Consider the following 17226-nt stretch of genomic DNA (forward strand, 5'->3'; position numbering starts at 1 on the left):
GTCCAGACTTATATAAGCCCAGACTGTATCACCGGATCAGCTTCCCGGAACGCGCGCCTGCCAGGCGTCCTCGTCCCGCGAGCGACGCTCGACGCCGGCCGGGAGCTTGTTCTTGGCGAGATCGGTCAGCGTGGTGTTCTCGAGTACGTCCCGCAGGCTCGCCCGCGCCGCGATCCAGACCCGTTGCAGCACGACTGCGTGCTCGTTGTAGGACACGCTCTCCGGGCGAACACCCGAGATGCTCACGATCGGTCCGTCGACGGCCCGCATCACATCCGCGACCGAGATCTCGTTCGGATCGACAGCCAGTCGCCAGCCACCCGACTGCCCACGCTGACTGGACAGCACGCCGGCCCGGCGCAGGTCGGCGAGAATCCCCTGCAGGAACCCATGCGGAATCCCCTGCGCCCGGCTCAACTCCTCGGCCGACACCACCGAATGGTCGTTGGCCACCCATCGCTGGGTGATCTCGATCAGAGCTCGCAACGCATAGTCAGACTTCGCCGAAACCCGCATGTCCCGCAGTCTGCCGCATTACGGCACCCAGCCGCCGCATTCCTCGCGGACAAGGCGGCCTCAGGCCCGCGGATGCGCCTGCTGGTACGCCTGCCGGAGCCGGTCGTTGGAGATGTGGGTGTAGATCTGCGTGGTCGCGAGCGACGCGTGCCCGAGCAGTTCCTGCACGCTGCGCAGGTCCGCACCGCCTTCGAGCAGATGCGTCGCCGCGGTATGGCGCAGTCCGTGCGGGGCCATGTCCGCATCGACGACGACCTCGATCCGCTCGTGCACGAGCCGACGTACCGCCCGCTGATCGATCCGCCCCCCGCGCGCGCCCAGGAATGCCGCCGGCCCACTTCCCTCCCGGGCCAGCTTCGGCCGCGCTTCGGCCAGCCACCGTTCGAGCGCCTGCCCTGCCGGGACGCCGTACGGCACCGACCGCTCCTTCCGCCCCTTGCCGAACACTCGTACGACGCGACGCGACCGGTCGATGTCGTCGACGTCGAGCGCACAGAGCTCGCCGACGCGGATGCCCGTGGCATACAGCAGTTCCATGATCGCGAGGTCGCGAAGCCCGACCGGGCTGCCGTCGTCCGCAGCCACCGCCGCCGAGTCGAGCACCGCGCGCGTGTCGGCCTGACCGAGGACACCGGGCAGGGTCCGATGCGCCTTCGGGCTGGCGAGCAACGCTCCGGGGTCCGTACTGATCCGCCCGGTTCGTTGCGCCCAGCCCGTAAACACCCTTGCGGCAGTTGCCCGCCGGGCCATCGTGCTGCGGGATTTCCCCAGACTTTGCTGCTTGGCCAGCCAGGACCGCAGCCCCCTGATGTCGAGGCCTTCGAGATCATCGTGACCAAGCCGAATCAAATGTTCGAGTAAATCCGCGACGTCTCCGATGTAGGCTCTGACCGAGTGAGTGCTGAGGTCTCTTTCCGCCGTCAGATGCCTTTCGTAGTCAGCCAGTAACGCAGTGAAACCTTCCGGCCAGGAAGGGTTTCCGCTGACTTCGTCCGGCGTCATACCCCGACGATGCGGGAGGCGGCCCGGCGTCGCAAGCCACCGCGCGGGGGGCCCGGAAAGGAGGTCTGGTCGATAGCCCAACGGTCGACTACTGTTCGGCCCGATTGCCCTAGTAGCAACGGAGGCACCCCTGACCATGGCCCCCTCAGCGAACGGACAGACCGTAGGCCGGCGCTTGCCGGTCGAGTCGGCGTTCACTCGAGTCGAGGACGCGCGGCACCGTCTGCCGCGCCTGTTCGGTCGTCGCGACCTGGTTGTACTCGGCCTGGGCGTGATGATCGGCTCCGGCATCTTCAGCATCAGTGGCGTCCAGGCGGCGAACGTCGCCGGACCGGCGGTGATCCTGTCGTTCGTGATCGCCGCGATCGTCTGCCTGCTGGCCGCGGCCTGCTACGCCGAGCTCTCGTCCACGATCCCGGTCTCGGGTAGTGCGTACACGTTCAGCTATGTGACGTTCGGCGAAGCGTGGGCCTGGCTGGTCGGCTGGGCACTCGTCCTCGAACTCGTCACTGCGGCGGCGATCGTCGCCCGCGTCTGGTCGGCGTACTTCCTCGCCACGTTGGACGGTTTCGGCGTCACGCTTCCGAGTGGTATCGCGCAGTTCTTCGGGCCCGAGGCCAAGGTCAACCTCGTCGCGCCGCTGCTGCTGCTGATCCTGACCGCGTTGATCGTGACCGGTACCAAGCTGTCGTCGCGGGTGCTGACCGTCGTCGTGGTCGCCAAGGTCGCCGTCATCCTGCTGGTCGTGGTCGTGGGTGCGGCCCACATCAAGATGGCGAACTACCACCCGTTCGTACCGACCGCCCGGGCCGCGCCGGCGCAAGCCGATCCGACCGTGCTCGGCTGGGTACTGGACTCCGCATTCGGCTCGTTCGGGACGATGGGCATCTTCACGGCCGCGAGCACGATCGTGTTCGCCTACATCGGCTTCGACCTCATCGCGACCGCGTCCGAGGATGCCCGCAGCCCGCGCAAGACCGTGCCGCAGGGAATGCTGCTCGGCGTCGGCGCGGTGACGATCCTCTACATCGCGATGGCGGTCGTCCTGGTCGGCATGCGCCCGTACGCCAAACTCGGCGGTTCCGCACCGGTCTCCGAGGCACTCGCCGCGGTCGGTGTCGGCTGGGCCGCGAAGGTCGTGAATCTCGGGGCCCTGCTCGCGTTGATGACCGTGATCATGGTGGTCCTGATCGCGCAGAGCCGTGTGCTGTTCAACATGGGCCGCGACGGCCTGCTCCCGAAGAGCCTCGGCCGGGTCAGCCGGGTGTACTCGTCCCCGGCCCGTGCCGCGACCGCCGCCGGCGTCGCCGCTCTCGTCCTCACCCTGTATCCGAAGGTGCTGGAACTCGAAGAGCTCCTCGTCATCGGAGCCCTCTTCTGCTTCGCCTTCTGCGCGGTCGGCGTACTGCGCCTGCGCCGTACGGAACCGAACCTCGAACGCGGCTTCCGCGTGCCGATGGTCCCGCTGATCCCACTGCTCTCCCTGGGCGCCACCCTCTGGCTGATGCTGAACCTGAAGACCGGCACCTGGATCAAGTTCTTCATCTGGATGGTCATCGGCATCGCGATCTACGGCCTCTACGGCCGCTGGCACAGCCGCCTCGCCAACGAGGACAGCTGGGACTTCGACCTGGGCGACACCGACCCCGGAACCGGCGCCCTCCACCCGATCCGCCCCGACCAAGACCGCCCCACCGAACTCCGAGCCATCCGCACCCCACCCCAACAACCCCCCAAACCCACCCGCGGCAAACACATGCGCAACTAACCCACGTTCCCCGGTCTCAACGCCCAGCCACCACCTGCAAGCGGCGCGCGATACCTGCGAGCGGCGCGAAAGCACCACACTCATGCCGTCCGCACGCCCTTGGCTTGCTCGCGGACCCGAGGCCCCGATCCGCAGCACGCGGACTACCCGCCCTCCGGTTCACGGATCGGCTGAAAGCCGGGTTCATGGACCGGCTGGCAAGCCGGTTCGCGGACCGGGATGGCGGTCGCCAACCCGCCGCCGCGGGCGGACGATCTCGGACATCTGCGAGGTACGGCGGATACCGCTCACGGACCGGGTGGCAACCGGGTTCACAGACCGGAGTGGCGGTCGCCAGCCCATCACCGCGTTCATGAACCCGCTGGCACACGCCAGCGCACCGCCGCGTTCACGAACCGGTAGGCACACGCCAGCCCATCGCCGGGCTTACGGACCGGGTGGCACACGCCGGCCCATCGCCGGGCCCACGGACCGGGTGGCAGGCGGCTTCACGGACCGGGGTGGCGGTCGCCAGCCCATCACCGCGTTCATGAACCCGCTGGCACACGCCAGCGCACCGCCGCGTTCACGAACCGGTAGGCACACGCCAGCCCATCGCCGGGCTCACGGACCGGGTGGCAGGCGGCTTCACGGACCGGGGTGGCGGTCGCCAGCCCATCACCGCGTTCAGGAACCGGGTGACAGACACCAGCGTCCCGCCGCGTTCACGACCGGGTGGCACACGCCAGCCCATCGCCGGGCCCACGGACCGGCTGGCAGACGGCTTCACGGACCGGGGTGGCGGTCGCCAGCCTATCGCCGCGTGTACGACCGGGCGAGAGACGCCAACCCAGCGCCCGGGTTCACGAACCGCGTCAGCCGCCAGCCCACCGCCGAACTCACGAACCGGGCGGCAGACGCCAACCGCCGCCCGGGCTCACTGGTTGGGGGGCAGGCGCCAGCCGGTGGGGGTTTGGGTTATTAGGGTCATGGAGGCGAGGGCTTGGAGGGCTCGTTCAGTGGTGGGTAGGTCCAGGCCTGCGGTTGTGGCTATGGAGTTGGTGGGGGCCGGGTTTCGGACCGGGACGGCGTCGAGGGTGCGTTGGAGGTCGGGCGGCAGGGTGTCGGTGACGGTTTGTGGGGCTCGGGGAGGCTGCGTCAGGGCACTGCCCAGGGGTGCGGTTGCTTCGATGATTTCGGCGACGTTGGTGGCCAGGACGGCATTGCGTTCGCGGACCAGCAGGTGACTGCCGGCAGACATCCTCGACGTGATCGGGCCGGGGACGGCGAGGACCGCACGGCCGCATTGTTCGGCCCAGCCGGCGGTGTTCAGGGCACCGCTGCGGATGGCTGCTTCGATCACCACGGTGCCTTCGGTGATCGCCGCGATCAGGCGGTTGCGGGCAAGGAAGCGGAACTTAGTGGGCGAGCAGCCTGGGGGAAGTTCGGCGACCACGAGCCCGTCGTCGGCGATCCGGCTGAACAGGGCTGCGTTGCGCCGCGGGTAACTGACGTCGACCCCGCAGGCGAGCACCGCGATCGTCAGGCCGGACGCGGCGAGGGCGCCGCGGTGTGCGGCCGCATCGATACCGTAGGCACCGCCCGAGACGATCGTGATGCCTTGGTCGGCAAGCCCGGAGGACAGCTCGCCGGCGACGTGTTCGCCGTACGACGAGCAGGCGCGGGATCCGACCATCGCGATGGCTCGAGAGACGGCGTGGCGCAGGTTGGACCGCCCGCGGACCCAGAGGCCGTACGGAATGCCGCCGCAGCGGGAGAGCTGTCCCGCGTCCTCCAGTACGGCGAGTTGGTCGGGCCACTCGTCGTCGCCGGGGATGATGAACCGCGCGCCGACTGCTGCCGCCCGTTCGAGGTCGCGCTGCGGGTCGGCGGTGGGCACTCGGCTGGACCACCGCTCGAACGCGGGATCGTTGCGCCGCAGCCGGTCCCAGATGTCCTGCACCGGCATCCCTTCGAATGTCTTCAGCGCAACGAGGTCCCCCGGCTCGATCACGCGAGACAACCCCGCCCGCGCCAACCGCTCGTCCTCCCCGTTGCCATCAGCAACCACCGTGGGACGCCCCGTCCCACCTCCATATCCCCCGCCCCCAGCTCCCATACCGCCGGCACCCCCGACCCCAAGCCGACAAGCGTCAGTTGCCTGTGGGCGATCCGTCGCGCATTCCAGCCATCCCTCCCCACTCCCCTCAGCCTCACCAACCTCAGTCCCCGCGCCCAGCGCAGTCCCCGCCCGCACGCTCCCCGACTCAGCCACCCAAAGCCCACCAACTCTTCGCTCGGTTGCCCTTGCCCGGGTTGCTCTCGACTCGGTGGCCCTTGCTCCGGTTTCCCTTGGCGCGGTTGCTCTCGGATCGGTCGCCCTTGCCACGGTTGCTCTCCCCAGCTCGCTCGCCCTCGCCCCGGTCGCCCTCGCCCCGGTCGCCTTCAGCTCTGTCGTCCTCAGCTCGACCGCCCTCGCGCTGGCTGTCCTCCCGCCGGCTGCCGTCGACTCACTTGCTCTCGGCTCGGTCGCCCCCAGCTCGGCTGCCCTCCCGCCGACTGCGATCGCCCCGACTGCTGTCGGGTCAGGTGCCCTCGACCGGGTCGCTCTCGGGTCAGTTGCTCTCCGCTCGGCTGCTCTCCGCTCGGCTGCTTTCGGGGCGGTTGGTCTCGGATTGTTTGGTCTCGGGTGGGTTGGGGGGTTGGTGGGTGGGAGGGTGTTTGTGGGGGTCATGCGGTTGGTCCTTTGAGGGGGCGGAGGTCGGTGAGGGGGGTCAGGGGTTGGCCGGAGCGGAGTTGGAAGGCTTCGTGGGTTTGGTCGACGGTCGGGCTGTCGCGGGCGGCGAGGTCTGCGAGGGTCCAGGCGAGGCGGACTACCCGGTCGAAGCCTCGGGCGGTCAGGCGGCCAGCGGTGTAGTGGTCTTCCAGGAGGCGTTGGCTGGCCGTGTCCAAGGGGTGTTCGCGACGCAGAACCGGGCCCGGGATCTGGCTGTTCAAAGTCCAGGTGGTGTTGCGGTAGCGGTGGGCTTGGCGGTCTCGGGCAGCCAGGACGCGGGCGGCAACGACGGCTGTCGACTCGGGTGGATCGCCGTCTGTGACGGTGCGGGTGGCTGGCAGGATCTGGCGCTGGATGTCGATGCGGTCCTTGATCGGGCCGCTGATGCGTTGGCGATAGCGGGCGAGGATCTGCGGGGTGCAGTTGCAGATGCCCTGGTTGGTGCCGGCAAGGCCGCACGGGCACGGGTTGGCGGCCAGCACGAGCATGAAGCGGGCCGGGAACTTCGCGACCGCGGCTGCCCGGTGGACCTCGACGAAGCCGGATTCGAGCGGCTGGCGCAACGTGTCGAGCGTCAGCGGATGCATCTCCGGCGCTTCGTCGATGAACAGGATGCCGCGGTGCGCGCAGCTGATCGCTCCCGGGCGCGGGACACCCGAGCCGCCGCCGACCAGGCTGGCCAACGAGGCGGTGTGATGCGGCGCGATGAACGGCGGCCGGACGACGAGCTCGGCGTCGTTGGTCAGCAGCCCGGCGAGGGAGTGTACGGCGGACACCTCGAGCGAGTCGTCCGTAGACAGGTCGGGCATCAGGCCGGCCATCCGCTCGGCGAGCATCGTCTTGCCGGACCCAGGCGGGCCGTGCAGGAACAGGTGATGACCGCCGGCCGCGGCGACCTCGATGGCCCGGCGGCCCTCGTGCTGGCCGATGATGTCGTCGAGATCCACCGACGGAACCCGGATCAACGACTCCGACACCAGCCGAGGCTCCGCGCGTGGTGGGGCTTCGTCCGGTATCTCGGCCCCGCGCAGCAAGGCCAGCACCTGACGGAGCGAGCGAGCGCCGTACACCTGGATGCCTGGCACCAGGCGGGCTTCGCCGACGTTCAGGTCGGGGACGACGATGCGCTCGAAGCCGGCCCGGGAGGCTGCCAGCGTCATCGCGAGTGCGCCTCGGACCTCGCGGATCCGGCCGTCCAGGCCGAGCTCGCCGATGATGACCGTCTGGCGGAGGGCGCCGGCATCGATCGCACCTGCAGCGGTGAGGAGTGACAGCGCGATCGCTACGTCGTAGTGCGAGCCGGTCTTCGGCAGGGTGGCGGGTGATAGGCCGATCGTGACCTTGCGGTCGGGGAACCGTTCGCCGCTGTTGACCACCGCCGCGCGGACGCGGTCGCGGGCCTCGGACAGGGAAGTGTCGGGGAGGCCGATCAGCGTCGTCTTCGGCAGGCCCTGTGCGATGTCGGCCTCGACCTCGACCAGGTGGCCTTCCAGTCCGACGAGCGCGACGGACCAGGTCTGTGCGAGTGCCATCAGGCCGCACCCCGCACGTGGTCGACGGTCGGTGGCGTGTTGTGGTCGAACAGGATCGAGATGATGTCGATCCGGATCGCCGCCGGTTTGAGCTCATGAGTCTGCAACCAGCGGCCGGCGAGTCTGCGTAGCGTTGCCAGCTTGCGGTAGGTGATCGACTCCAGCGGGCTGCCGTACCCGAGCCCGCGGCGGGTCTTCACCTCGCAGACGACCAGCGTGTCGCCCTCGCGCGCCACGATGTCGATCTCACCGAACTCGCAGCGCCAGTTGCGCTCGAGCACGGTGAAACCGGCCGCACTCAGATACCTCGCGGCGAGATCTTCGCCGTACCGTCCGACGGTGTTCCTGGTCCGCATCGATGACCACCTCCGGCAGAGAAGATGCCGGGATCAGGTCACCGAAACGCGCCTCGATTTCCGCCTGTGGACAACCTCAGCGGCCGAAGTCGGAGTCTTTGGGGACTTCTAGGTCGGATTTGGCCAGTTCTTCGATGTTGACGTCGCGGAAGGTGACTACCTTGGCGTTCTTGACGAAGCGGGCGGAGCGGTAGACGTCCCAGACCCACGCGTCGGCCATGGTGACCTCGAAGTAGACGTCGCCGCCTTCGGTGCGGACCTTCAGGTCGACGGCGTTGCACAGGTAGAAGCGGCGTTCGGTCTCGACCACGTACTTGAAGATCCCGACGACGTCCTTGTACTCCCGATAGAGCTGGAGCTCCATATCGGTCTCATACTTCTCAAGGTCGTCAGCGCTCATTCAGACTCTCCGCTCCGGTCGGACTGGTGACATTGTGTCCCATATCGGGTCGCAGACTGCGGCGGACATTCTCAAAGCGGCGCCGATGTTGCGGGCACGGGCCGTATTCGTCGAGTGCTGCTTGGTGCTCGGGGGTGCAGTAGCCCTTGTGGATGCCGAAGCCGTACTGCGGGTACTCCTTGTCCCAGTGCTCCATCACGCGGTCGCGGGTCACCTTGGCGATCACGGACGCCGCCGCGATGCAAGCAGCCACACGGTCGCCCTTCCAGATGGCCAGCCCCGGTACGCCGAGACCGTCGACGCCGAAGCCGTCGGTGAGGACGTACGACGGGCGCACGTCCAGGCGGAACAGCGCCCGGCGCAGGGCCTCCACGTTCGCCACGTGCATCCCGAGCCGGTCGCACTCCGCGGCCTCGATCGACACCACCGACCAGGCGAGCGCGCGCTCGCGGATCTGGTCGTAACAGCGGTCGCGTGCCTTGGCGGTCAGCAGCTTGGAGTCGGCCAGTTCCGGGATCTGGCCGCGCTTGCCGTCCGGCAGGATCACCGCGGCCGCCACCAACGGGCCCGCACACGGGCCGCGCCCGGCCTCGTCGACACCGGCAATCGGATCCAGGCCGACCCGGCGCAGGGCCCGCTCGTACCCGTACAGCCCGGCGTCCCGCCGTACCGTGCTTCCGCGCGGGAGCGCGCTCATCCAGACCTCCGCATCACACGAACAACCCTAGACAATGCTCACTTAGGGGGTGGTGTGAGGGATATCGAAGGTTTGTCGGGCGCCGGGCCGGGGGCCGGGACCGCCTTGAAGGTGCCGGGGACGCCGAGTTTGCTCCAGCGGCCGGCGGGCCAGACGATCGCGATCGCCCGTCCGGTCACCTTGTCGAGCGGTACGAAGGCCGCGTCTCCCTGATTGCCGCCGTTCGCGTCCAGGTCCTGCAGGTGCACGCGGGAGTCGCCGGAGGCGGACCGGTGGTCACCCATCACGAAGATCCGGCCGGCCGGGACGGTGACCTGGAACTCCATCTGGGACGGGGCGTCGCCGGGATACAGGTAGCTGGTCTCGTCGAGCGGCTGCCCGTTCACCAGGATCCGGCCCTTGGCGTCGCAGCAGGCCACCTTGTCGCCGGGCATGCCGATCAAGCGCTTGATCAGGTGACCGTGGCTGGAGTCCGGCAGCAGGCCGACGATCTCGAAGAACCGGCCGATCGAGCCGCGCTTCTGGCCGCTCTCCTCCTGGCCGAGCCAGCCGCCCGGGTCCTCGAACACGACCACGTCGCCGCGCTTGACGTCGGTGAGCTTCTCCACCACGACCCGGTCGCCGACCAGCAGGGTGTTCTCCATCGACTCGCTCGGGATGATGAACATCTGCCCGACGAACGCCCGCAGGATCGAGGAAACGATCAGGGCGCCGACCACGATCAGCACGAACTCGCGGGCCGCCGCCGCGAACCCCGAGCGGTGGGCAGGTTTGGCGTCCTTGGCGTCCGGCTTGGTCGGTGTATCGGTCACTTCTTCAGCCCCGGCTTCTTGAAGGTATCCGGAGGACGCAGCATCGTCATCCGGTCAGACGGCCAGATTACGCAACAGGCCCGGCCAACCACGTTCGCGACCGGTACGAATCCGCCGCCGGGGCCGCCCATGTGAGCGCGGGAGTCGGCCGACTCGGCGCGGTTGTCCCCCATCACCCACAAATGGCCGGGCGGCACCAGCACGTTGAAGGGGATCTCGGACGGCTTGGCGTCCTTCAGCAGGTACTCGCGCTCGTCCAGCGCGATGCCGTTGACGGTGATCTGGCCCTCCTTGTTGCAGCAGATCACCCGGTCGCCGCCGATGCCGATCACCCGCTTCACCAGGTGACCCTCACCGCTGCGCGGCAGGATGCCGACGAACTCACCGATCCGGCGCAGCGTGCCGGGCTCGGTCGGCGCCTCGTTCAGCCAGTTCGCCGGGTCCTTGAACACCACGATGTCACCGCGGCCGATGTCGCGGTGCATGTAGCTGATCTTCTCGGCGAGGATCCGGTCGTCCTTGGTCAGCGTGTCGTACATCGACTCCGACGGGACGTAGAAGGCCTCGGCCACGAACAGCCGCAGGACCACCGTGATGACGAGCGCGAGCGCCGTGACGGTGCTCATCTCGACGAGCAGGCTGAGCAGCGGATTGCGCTGCTTCAGCCTGCGGTGACGTCCTTTGCTGCGACGTGCCCTCGTCGATACCGGCCGAGAGCGAGCGCGAGTCGCAGTGCTCGGCGCCATAGGTGACCGTCGTCGTTACGCGGCGTCAGGAGGCCGGAACTTCGCGCTTCTCCTTGATCTTCGCCGCCTTACCGCGCAGCTCGCGCAGGTAGTACAGCTTGGCGCGGCGGACGTCGCCGCGGGTGACGACCTCGATCTTGTCGACGATCGGGGTGTGCAGCGGGAAGGTGCGCTCGACGCCGACGCCGAAGCTGACCTTGCGGACCGTGAAGGTCTCCTGCAGGCCACCGCCCTGGCGGCGGATCACGACACCCTTGAACACCTGGACGCGGGACCTGTTACCTTCGACGACCTTCACGTGCACGTTCACGGTGTCACCGGCGCGGAAGGCCGGGATGTCGTCGCGCTTGCTCGCATTGTCGAGCTCGTTCAGGATGTTGCTCATCAGGTGTCTCTTCCTCGCGCGTGCCACAGGTCACCCACGAATCTCGGTGGTGATGAAGTCATCAGAAGGCTGCCGGTCGGTGGTCACCCCCTGTGGCAGGAGCACCGAAGGGCAGCAGCAGACAATCTTGCCACACGCCCCACACGGTGACGAAATCGCCCGTGTCTCTCACTTACGGCGACGGCGTTTGGCTAGGTACACGAGGTCGACCTTGGGCGTCTGCGTCTTCCGGCCGACCTCCCGGTAGCCGGCTTTCCGGTAGAGCGCCAGGTTCCGCTCACTGAGCGCACCGGTGTCCAACGCGTACGACGTGACGTCTGCCGGCGCCAACTGCTCGGCGGCGCGCAGCAGACGGGCTCCTAGCCCATGGCCCTGCCAGTCCGGGGCGACGACGAGCCGCTCGATCCGTCCCACGGTGTCGTCCACGGTCAGCTGGACCGATCCGACGATCCGCGCGCCCGCGACGGCCTTGAGTACGATTCCGCGCTCCAGGCGGGCCCTGGTCGCCGGCAGCTCTTCCGTGAGCGGAGGGAGCGTGTAGTCGTCGTACAGCCGCGCCTCGGACAGGAAAGTGGCGAGCTGCAGTACGTGGACCTCACCGGCGTCGGCTGCCGTGGCGGGCAGGATGCGGACGCCTTCGGAACCCTCCTGATCGGACAGTACGTCGCCCCACGCCGCCAGCAGGTCCGGCCGACGCTCGGCGGTACGGCGTACCGACTCCTCGTGGCGCCAGTCCGCGATCAGGCCGTGGTTCCCGGACAGCAGCACCTCGGGTACGTCGTGACCGCGCCACGTCGGCGGCTTCGTGTAGACCGGGTACTCGAGCAGGCCGTCGCCCGAGTGCGACTCTTCCGCCAGGGACTCCGGGTTGCCGATCACACCGGGCAGCAGGCGGGCCACGGCCTCGACCATGACGAGTACGGCGACCTCACCGCCGTTCAGCACGTAGTCGCCGATCGACACCTCGTCGACACGCATCCGCTCGGCGGCGTACGACGCGACGCGCGCGTCGATGCCCTCGTAGCGCCCACACGCGAACGCCAGCCAGGGCTCAGAAGCGAGCTCGTAGGCGAGCTCCTGAGTGAACGGGCGTCCCGCAGGGGTCGGGACGATCAGCCTGGGCTGCACCGGACCGTCCACAGGCGCGATGGTGTCCAGCGCCTGCCCCCACGGCTCGGGCTTCATCACCATGCCGGCTCCCCCGCCGTACGGGGTGTCGTCGACGGTCCGGTGCCGGTCGTGGGTCCAGTCGCGCAGGTCGTGCAGGTGGACGTCGAGCAGACCGCTCTTGGCCGCCTTCCCGACCAGGGAGACGTCGAGAGCGGCCAGGTACTCCGGGAAGATCGTGACGACGTCAAGCCTCATCGGTCGGGACCACCTCGGCGCCGTCCGGGTCCAGCAGGCCGGGCCGGTCCGCGACCGTCACGTACTGCGCGTCCAGGTCGATCTCCGGAACCAGTTCGGCGACCAGCGGCACCAGTACGGCGTTGCCTGCGGGCCGGCGGATCTCCAGAAGGTCCTGCGACGGCAGGTGGATCACATCGATGACCTCGCCGGCGTCTTCGCCCGTGGCGGTGCGGACCTTCAGACCGATCAGCTCGCGGTCGTAGTACTCGTCGGGGTCTTCCGGGCGCTCGTCCTCGTCGATCTCGGACTGGACCTCCAGATTGCGCAGCAGCTCCGCGGCGGTCCGGTCCGGCACCTCGGCGAACTTCACCAGCAACCGGCCGCTGTGCCAGCGGCTGGACTGCACGGTGAGTGTCCTGGGCGGGTTCGAGGCCGTGACGAGCTTCGCGCCGTCGGCGAAGCGCAGGTCAGGGTCGTCCGTGCGGACGATCATCCCGATCTCGCCCTTGATCCCGTGCGCCCGGCCGATCCGGCCGACAATCACCAGCACCTGCACAAACCCTTCTGTCAAGCCTGTGTGGACACACTATCCACACAGAGTGTGCACTCACAGCAGACGAAGGGCCGCACCGGAGACCCGGGGCGGCCCTTCGAGAGGACTGTCGAGCTCAGCGGCGCGGGCGCCGGTTGAACTCGTCGACGAAGTCGATGCGCAGCGAGGACTCGGAGCTGAGCGCGCCGACGACGGTGCGGATCGCGGTGGCGGTCCGGCCGTTGCGGCCGATCACCTTGCCGATGTCGTCGGGGTGGACGTGCACCTCGAGGGTGCGGCCACGGCGCAGGTTCCGGGCCCGGACGCTGACGTCGTCGGGGTTGTCGACGATGCCTCGGACCAGGTGCTCGAGCGCCTCGGTCTCCATCATCGTCAGGCCTCGGTGGTCTCGGCCGCAGCCTCGTCGGCCTTGCCGGCCTGGTCCGCAGCAGCCTCGTCGGCCTTCGGCGCCGCTTCGGCCTTCGGCGCCTCGTCAGCCTTGGGGGCCTCGGCGGCGTCGTCCTTCTTCTCGGCCTTCTTCGCGGTCTTCTTGGCGGTGACGGCCTCGGTCTTCAGCGAGCCGTGGGCCTCGGCCAGCGCCTCGTTGAAGATCTCCTGCTTGTCCCGCTTCGGCTCGGCGACGCGCAGCGGCGCCGGAGCCTCCAGGCCCTTGAACTTCTGCCAGTCGCCGGAGGCCTTGAAGATCGCCTCGACGGCCTCGCTCGGCTGCGCGCCGACGCCCAGCCAGTACTGCGCCCGGTCCGACTCGACGCGGATGAACGACGGCTCGGTCTTCGGGTTGTAGATCCCGATCTCCTCGATCGCCCGGCCGTCCCGCTTGGTGCGGGCGTCCATCACGACGATGCGGTAGTGCGGGGTGCGCTTCTTGCCGATGCGCTTCAAACGGATCTTGACTGCCACTTTCGGGTGGTCTCCCTCGGAAATTACATTCTGGGTGAGCAGCACGACCGCGTCGTGGGGACAACGCAGCGACACTCGATGGGCCGGCCGGGCCGTGGAGTTAGAGGGCTGCACGAAACCTGGACGGACTCAGCCTGACATTGTGCCAGATTCCACACCGTGGACACCAATCGGCCTCAGCGGCGCAGGTAGCCCAGGTCGGGAAGGCGGTCGGCGTAGGAGTCCAGCAGTTCGCGGGCGATCGTCACCGAGTCGACCAGCGGATGCCACGCGAACGCCCGTACGGCGGCGTCCCGGGAGCCCGACGTGGCGGCCTCGATCGTCGATCGCTCCACGGCCTTCACCGCGCAGACGAGCCCGGCCTGGTGGTCGGTGAGCTGCGACACGGTGACCGGCAGCGCGCCGTTGGCGTCCACCGTGCACGGGATCTCCACGACCGCGTCGTCGTCCAGATGACGCAGTACGCCGCGGTTGCGGACGTTGAGGATCAGCGACGCGCGCTCGTTGTGCGCGATCGCCCGCATCAGCGACAGCGCGACCTGCTCGTACCCTCCGGCGGCCATGTCGCGCTCGTCCCGCTCCCCCGCGTCCGCGACCTCACGGCTCTCCACCATGTACGTCGACTCTCGCTCGGCCCGGGTCTTCTGCCACAGCTCGAACGCCTGGTCCGGGTGCTGCCCGGTCTCGGCGTAGAACGCGGACTGCTGCTCGAGCAGGAAGGCCCCACGCGTCTGCCGGACAGCCTGTACGGCGGCCAGCGTCTCGCGGGCGAAGTAGTAGTAGTGCAGGTACTCGTTGGGGATCGAGCCGATCGAGCGGAGCCAGTCCGCGCCGAACAGCCTGCCCTCCTCAAAAGAACTGAGCGCCTGCGATGACTGGAGTAGCTCAGGCAGGCGGTCGATGCCGTCGGACTTCAGGCCGCGCAGCCAGCCGAGGTGGTTAAGCCCTGCGTAGTCGTAGAAGGCTGTTGACGGATCCACCCCCAGGGCCAACGCGGCGCGGCGCCCGAGGCCGGACGGTGAGTCGCAGATGCCGATGACCCGATCGCCCAGGAACGGGATCATCGCTTCGGTGACCATGCCGGCTGGGTTGGTGAAGTTGATGGTCCAGGCATCCGGGGCGACCGCGGCGATGCGTTGGGCGATCTGCCGGGCGACCGGAAGCGTGCGCAGACCGTAGGCGATGCCGCCGGCGCCGACCGTTTCCTGGCCCAGTACGCCAAGGTCCAACGCGACCCGCTCGTCGGTCGTCCGTCCGTCGAGGCCCCCGACGCGGATCGCCGAGAAGACGAAGTCGGCACCGCGCAGCGCCTCGTCCAGGTCGGTCGTCTCCGTCACCGCCGGAGGTGGGAGCGGAGGCACCGAGCCGTCGGCGTCGGCCGTGGCAGCGACCGCCGCCTGCTGACGCAGCACTGCACCGATCGCGGCCAGCCGGGTGCGGTCGGTGTCGTACAGCATCACGTCGGTGATGCGGCCGTCGCCGTGATCACCCAGCAACGCGTGGTAGACCAGCGGAACCCGGAAACCGCCCCCGCCGAGAATCGTCAGTCGCATAGCAACACCCCCTGGATCCGCCTGCTCACGCCAGCACCACCTGCACTCCCGCCTCTGCCAGTTGGGCCCGGGTGGCCTCGTCGGCGCCGGGCTCGGTCACGACCATGGTCAGTTCCCCCGGCTCACACACGCGCGCCACCCCGTGGCCCGGGAACTTGGTCCGGTCCGCGAGCAGGACGACGCGGTCGGCCGCATTGATCATCGCCCGCTTCACGGGGACCTCGATCATCGTGCTGTCCATCACCCGGCCGTCCGGACGAACCCCACTGGTCCCCAGGAACAGCCAGTCGACGTGAATCTGCCGCAGGCTCTCCTCGGTCAGGTAGCCGACCAGCGACCGGTAGCTGCGCCGTACGAAACCACCCAGCACGATCAGCTCGATCTGCTCGTCGTGCTGCAGCTCCTCGAGTACCGCGAGGTTGCTGGTGACGACGGTCAAGGACCGGCCGTGCAGGTGCTGCGCCACCCGGAGTGCCGTGGTCCCGATGTCGAGCAGCACCGACTCGCCGTCGGTCACCAACTCGGCGGCCCGGCGGGCGATCCGGTCCTTCTCCTCGGCGTGGACGGCGTTGACGTCCGCGAACGGCTCGTCGCCGCCGTCGACCGCGAGCGCTCCGCCGTAGACCCGGGTCAACCGGCCTTCGGCGTGCAGCTGCTCCAGGTCGCGGCGGATCGTCGCCTCGCTGACGCCGAGCTTCTCGGCCAGCACCTTGACGCCCCCGGCCCCGTCGGCCCGGAGCGCGCGGACGATCTGATCCTGTCGCTGCTTCGGCAACACAGGCAGACCGTATCACGCAAACTCCGTCATTTTCAGTCAAATTGATGAGCAGGTATTGCGGAACCTGAGCACAAGTCACAAGATTCATGAACGAGTTTGATCGAGCATGCAGGAGTGTGGCTGCAGATGCACGAACTGGACGTACCGGTTCTGGATGTTGTCGTGTCCGGTCTGGTCTTCCACGACCTGGTGCTTGGGCTGCCCACTCCCCCGCGACCGGGTACCGAGGTGTGGGCCACCGAGTCGCACGAGAGCCCCGGCGGGATCGCGAACTTCGCGGTCGCGCTCGCCCGGCTCGGGCTGCGTACCGGGATGGCCGCCGCGTTCGGTGCGGACGACCTGGGCGACCGGGTCTGGGCCGGGCTGAGCGCCGAGGGCATTGACCTCGGCCTGTCCCGCCAGGTCCCCGGCTGGCAGACGCCGCTTACCGTGGCGCTCGCCTATGACGACGACCGGGCGCTCGTCACCCGGGGTACGAATCCCCCGCTCTCGGCCGACGACCTCATCACCACCGCGCCCTCCGCCCGAGCCGTCGCTGCGCACATCGGACCGTGGCCGAACGAGTGGCTGGCGAAGGCGAAGGCCGCGGGCAGCCTGGTGTTCGCGGACGTCGGCTGGGACCCGAGCGAGCAGTGGGACTCCGCAGTACTCGATCAGCTCGAGCACTGCGACGTGTTCCTGCCCAACGCCGACGAAGCGATGTCCTACACGCGCACGTCCTCTCCGGACGCCGCACTGAAGGCCCTTGCAGCCAAGGTGCCGCTGGTGGTCGTGTCCAACGGCGCAGCAGGTGCGATCGCCATCGACGCAGGCACCGGCGAGCAGGTCGCCGTACCTGCGTATCCGGTCCCGGCGGCGGACACCACCGGGGCGGGTGATGTGTTCGCCGCCGGTTTCATCGCGGCCACGCTCTGGGAACTGCCGCTCGAACAACGGGTGCGGTTCGCCGCGCTCACCGCGGCCATCTCGGTCACCCGGCTCGGCGGGGCGGACGCCGCGCCGCGCTGGGCCGACCTCGCGGCCTGGCAGGACGCGAACCCCGAAGACCACCAGCTGGAAGCGCTGATCCGCGCCCATGCGGCGCACAACGGAGCGAGGAAAAGCACTCGCTCGGGAAGGTAGAACC

General features: G+C 68.8%; 18 protein-coding genes. 2 read left to right on the forward strand and 16 right to left on the reverse strand.

The features are described from left to right. Positions 1–36: 36 nt before the first annotated feature. Both FB475_RS02845 and FB475_RS02850 read right to left on the reverse strand, forming a co-directional pair. A complete protein-coding gene (locus FB475_RS02845; RefSeq protein ID WP_141852253.1) occupies positions 37–516 on the reverse strand; it encodes an RrF2 family transcriptional regulator in 480 nt (159 codons plus the stop codon). A gap of 60 nt (positions 517–576) precedes the next feature. Beyond that, a complete protein-coding gene (locus FB475_RS02850) occupies positions 577–1518 on the reverse strand; it encodes a tyrosine recombinase XerC (RefSeq protein ID WP_141852255.1) in 942 nt (313 codons plus the stop codon). Positions 1519–1654: 136 nt separating this feature from the next. Between FB475_RS02850 and FB475_RS02855 the strand changes: the two genes are divergently transcribed. Next, entirely contained in the window at positions 1655–3286 is a 1632-nt protein-coding gene (locus FB475_RS02855) for an APC family permease (RefSeq protein ID WP_141852257.1), read from the forward strand. A gap of 916 nt (positions 3287–4202) precedes the next feature. Here the strand turns inward: FB475_RS02855 and dprA are convergent. From dprA to FB475_RS02925, 14 genes are all read right to left on the reverse strand, one after another. Further along, a complete protein-coding gene (gene dprA / locus FB475_RS02860; protein ID WP_238331931.1) occupies positions 4203–5279 on the reverse strand; it encodes a DNA-processing protein DprA in 1077 nt (358 codons plus the stop codon). A gap of 716 nt (positions 5280–5995) precedes the next feature. Continuing rightward, positions 5996–7573 carry a YifB family Mg chelatase-like AAA ATPase gene (locus FB475_RS02865; RefSeq protein WP_141852261.1) on the reverse strand — a complete coding sequence of 526 codons (1578 nt, stop codon included), beginning with the start codon at positions 7571–7573 and terminating at the stop codon, positions 5996–5998. Beyond that, positions 7573–7929, reverse strand: a complete 357-nt coding sequence (locus tag FB475_RS02870; protein WP_141852263.1) for a YraN family protein — start codon at positions 7927–7929, stop codon at positions 7573–7575. Before FB475_RS02870 ends, FB475_RS02865 begins: the two co-directional genes overlap by 1 nt. 76 nt (positions 7930–8005) lie before the next feature. Beyond that, positions 8006–8329, reverse strand: a complete 324-nt coding sequence (locus FB475_RS02875) for a DUF2469 domain-containing protein (RefSeq protein WP_012922325.1) — start codon at positions 8327–8329, stop codon at positions 8006–8008. Beyond that, a complete protein-coding gene (locus tag FB475_RS02880) occupies positions 8319–9026 on the reverse strand; it encodes a ribonuclease HII (RefSeq protein WP_141852265.1) in 708 nt (235 codons plus the stop codon). Before FB475_RS02880 ends, FB475_RS02875 begins: the two co-directional genes overlap by 11 nt. Before the next feature lie 38 nt (positions 9027–9064). Further along, positions 9065–9838 carry a signal peptidase I gene (lepB, locus tag FB475_RS02885; RefSeq protein WP_141852267.1) on the reverse strand — a complete coding sequence of 258 codons (774 nt, stop codon included), beginning with the start codon at positions 9836–9838 and terminating at the stop codon, positions 9065–9067. After that, positions 9835–10464, reverse strand: a complete 630-nt coding sequence (lepB, locus tag FB475_RS02890; RefSeq protein ID WP_238331932.1) for a signal peptidase I — start codon at positions 10462–10464, stop codon at positions 9835–9837. Before lepB (FB475_RS02890) ends, lepB (FB475_RS02885) begins: the two co-directional genes overlap by 4 nt. A gap of 145 nt (positions 10465–10609) precedes the next feature. Further along, positions 10610–10969, reverse strand: a complete 360-nt coding sequence (gene rplS / locus FB475_RS02895; protein ID WP_130387668.1) for a 50S ribosomal protein L19 — start codon at positions 10967–10969, stop codon at positions 10610–10612. Positions 10970–11137: 168 nt separating this feature from the next. Then, on the reverse strand, positions 11138–12334 hold the full coding sequence (gene trmD, locus FB475_RS02900) for a tRNA (guanosine(37)-N1)-methyltransferase TrmD (protein ID WP_141852271.1): 1197 nt from the start codon (positions 12332–12334) through the stop codon (positions 11138–11140). Beyond that, complete coding sequence (gene rimM, locus FB475_RS02905) at positions 12324–12866, reverse strand: ribosome maturation factor RimM (RefSeq protein WP_141852273.1); 543 nt, start codon at positions 12864–12866, stop codon at positions 12324–12326. The genes trmD and rimM overlap by 11 nt, the downstream gene beginning before the upstream one ends. A 118-nt stretch (positions 12867–12984) precedes the next feature. Further along, positions 12985–13236: an RNA-binding protein gene (locus FB475_RS02910; protein WP_131292053.1), complete on the reverse strand. Its 252-nt coding sequence runs from the start codon at positions 13234–13236 to the stop codon at positions 12985–12987. Between the two features lie 5 nt (positions 13237–13241). After that, entirely contained in the window at positions 13242–13769 is a 528-nt protein-coding gene (gene rpsP / locus FB475_RS02915) for a 30S ribosomal protein S16 (RefSeq protein ID WP_141852275.1), read from the reverse strand. A 176-nt stretch (positions 13770–13945) separates the two neighbouring features. Beyond that, complete coding sequence (locus tag FB475_RS02920; RefSeq protein WP_141852277.1) at positions 13946–15322, reverse strand: 6-phospho-beta-glucosidase; 1377 nt, start codon at positions 15320–15322, stop codon at positions 13946–13948. 25 nt (positions 15323–15347) lie between these two features. Beyond that, positions 15348–16100, reverse strand: a complete 753-nt coding sequence (locus FB475_RS02925) for a DeoR/GlpR family DNA-binding transcription regulator (protein ID WP_141852279.1) — start codon at positions 16098–16100, stop codon at positions 15348–15350. A 114-nt stretch (positions 16101–16214) separates the two neighbouring features. Here FB475_RS02925 and FB475_RS02930 point away from each other — a divergent pair, with 114 nt between their 5' ends. Further along, the gene (locus FB475_RS02930; protein WP_238331933.1) at positions 16215–17222 is read left to right on the forward strand and encodes a carbohydrate kinase family protein; all 1008 of its coding nucleotides are present in this window, start codon (positions 16215–16217) and stop codon (positions 17220–17222) included. Positions 17223–17226 lie beyond the last annotated feature (4 nt).

Source organism: Kribbella jejuensis, assembly GCF_006715085.1.
GTDB classification, from domain to species: domain Bacteria; phylum Actinomycetota; class Actinomycetes; order Propionibacteriales; family Kribbellaceae; genus Kribbella; species Kribbella jejuensis.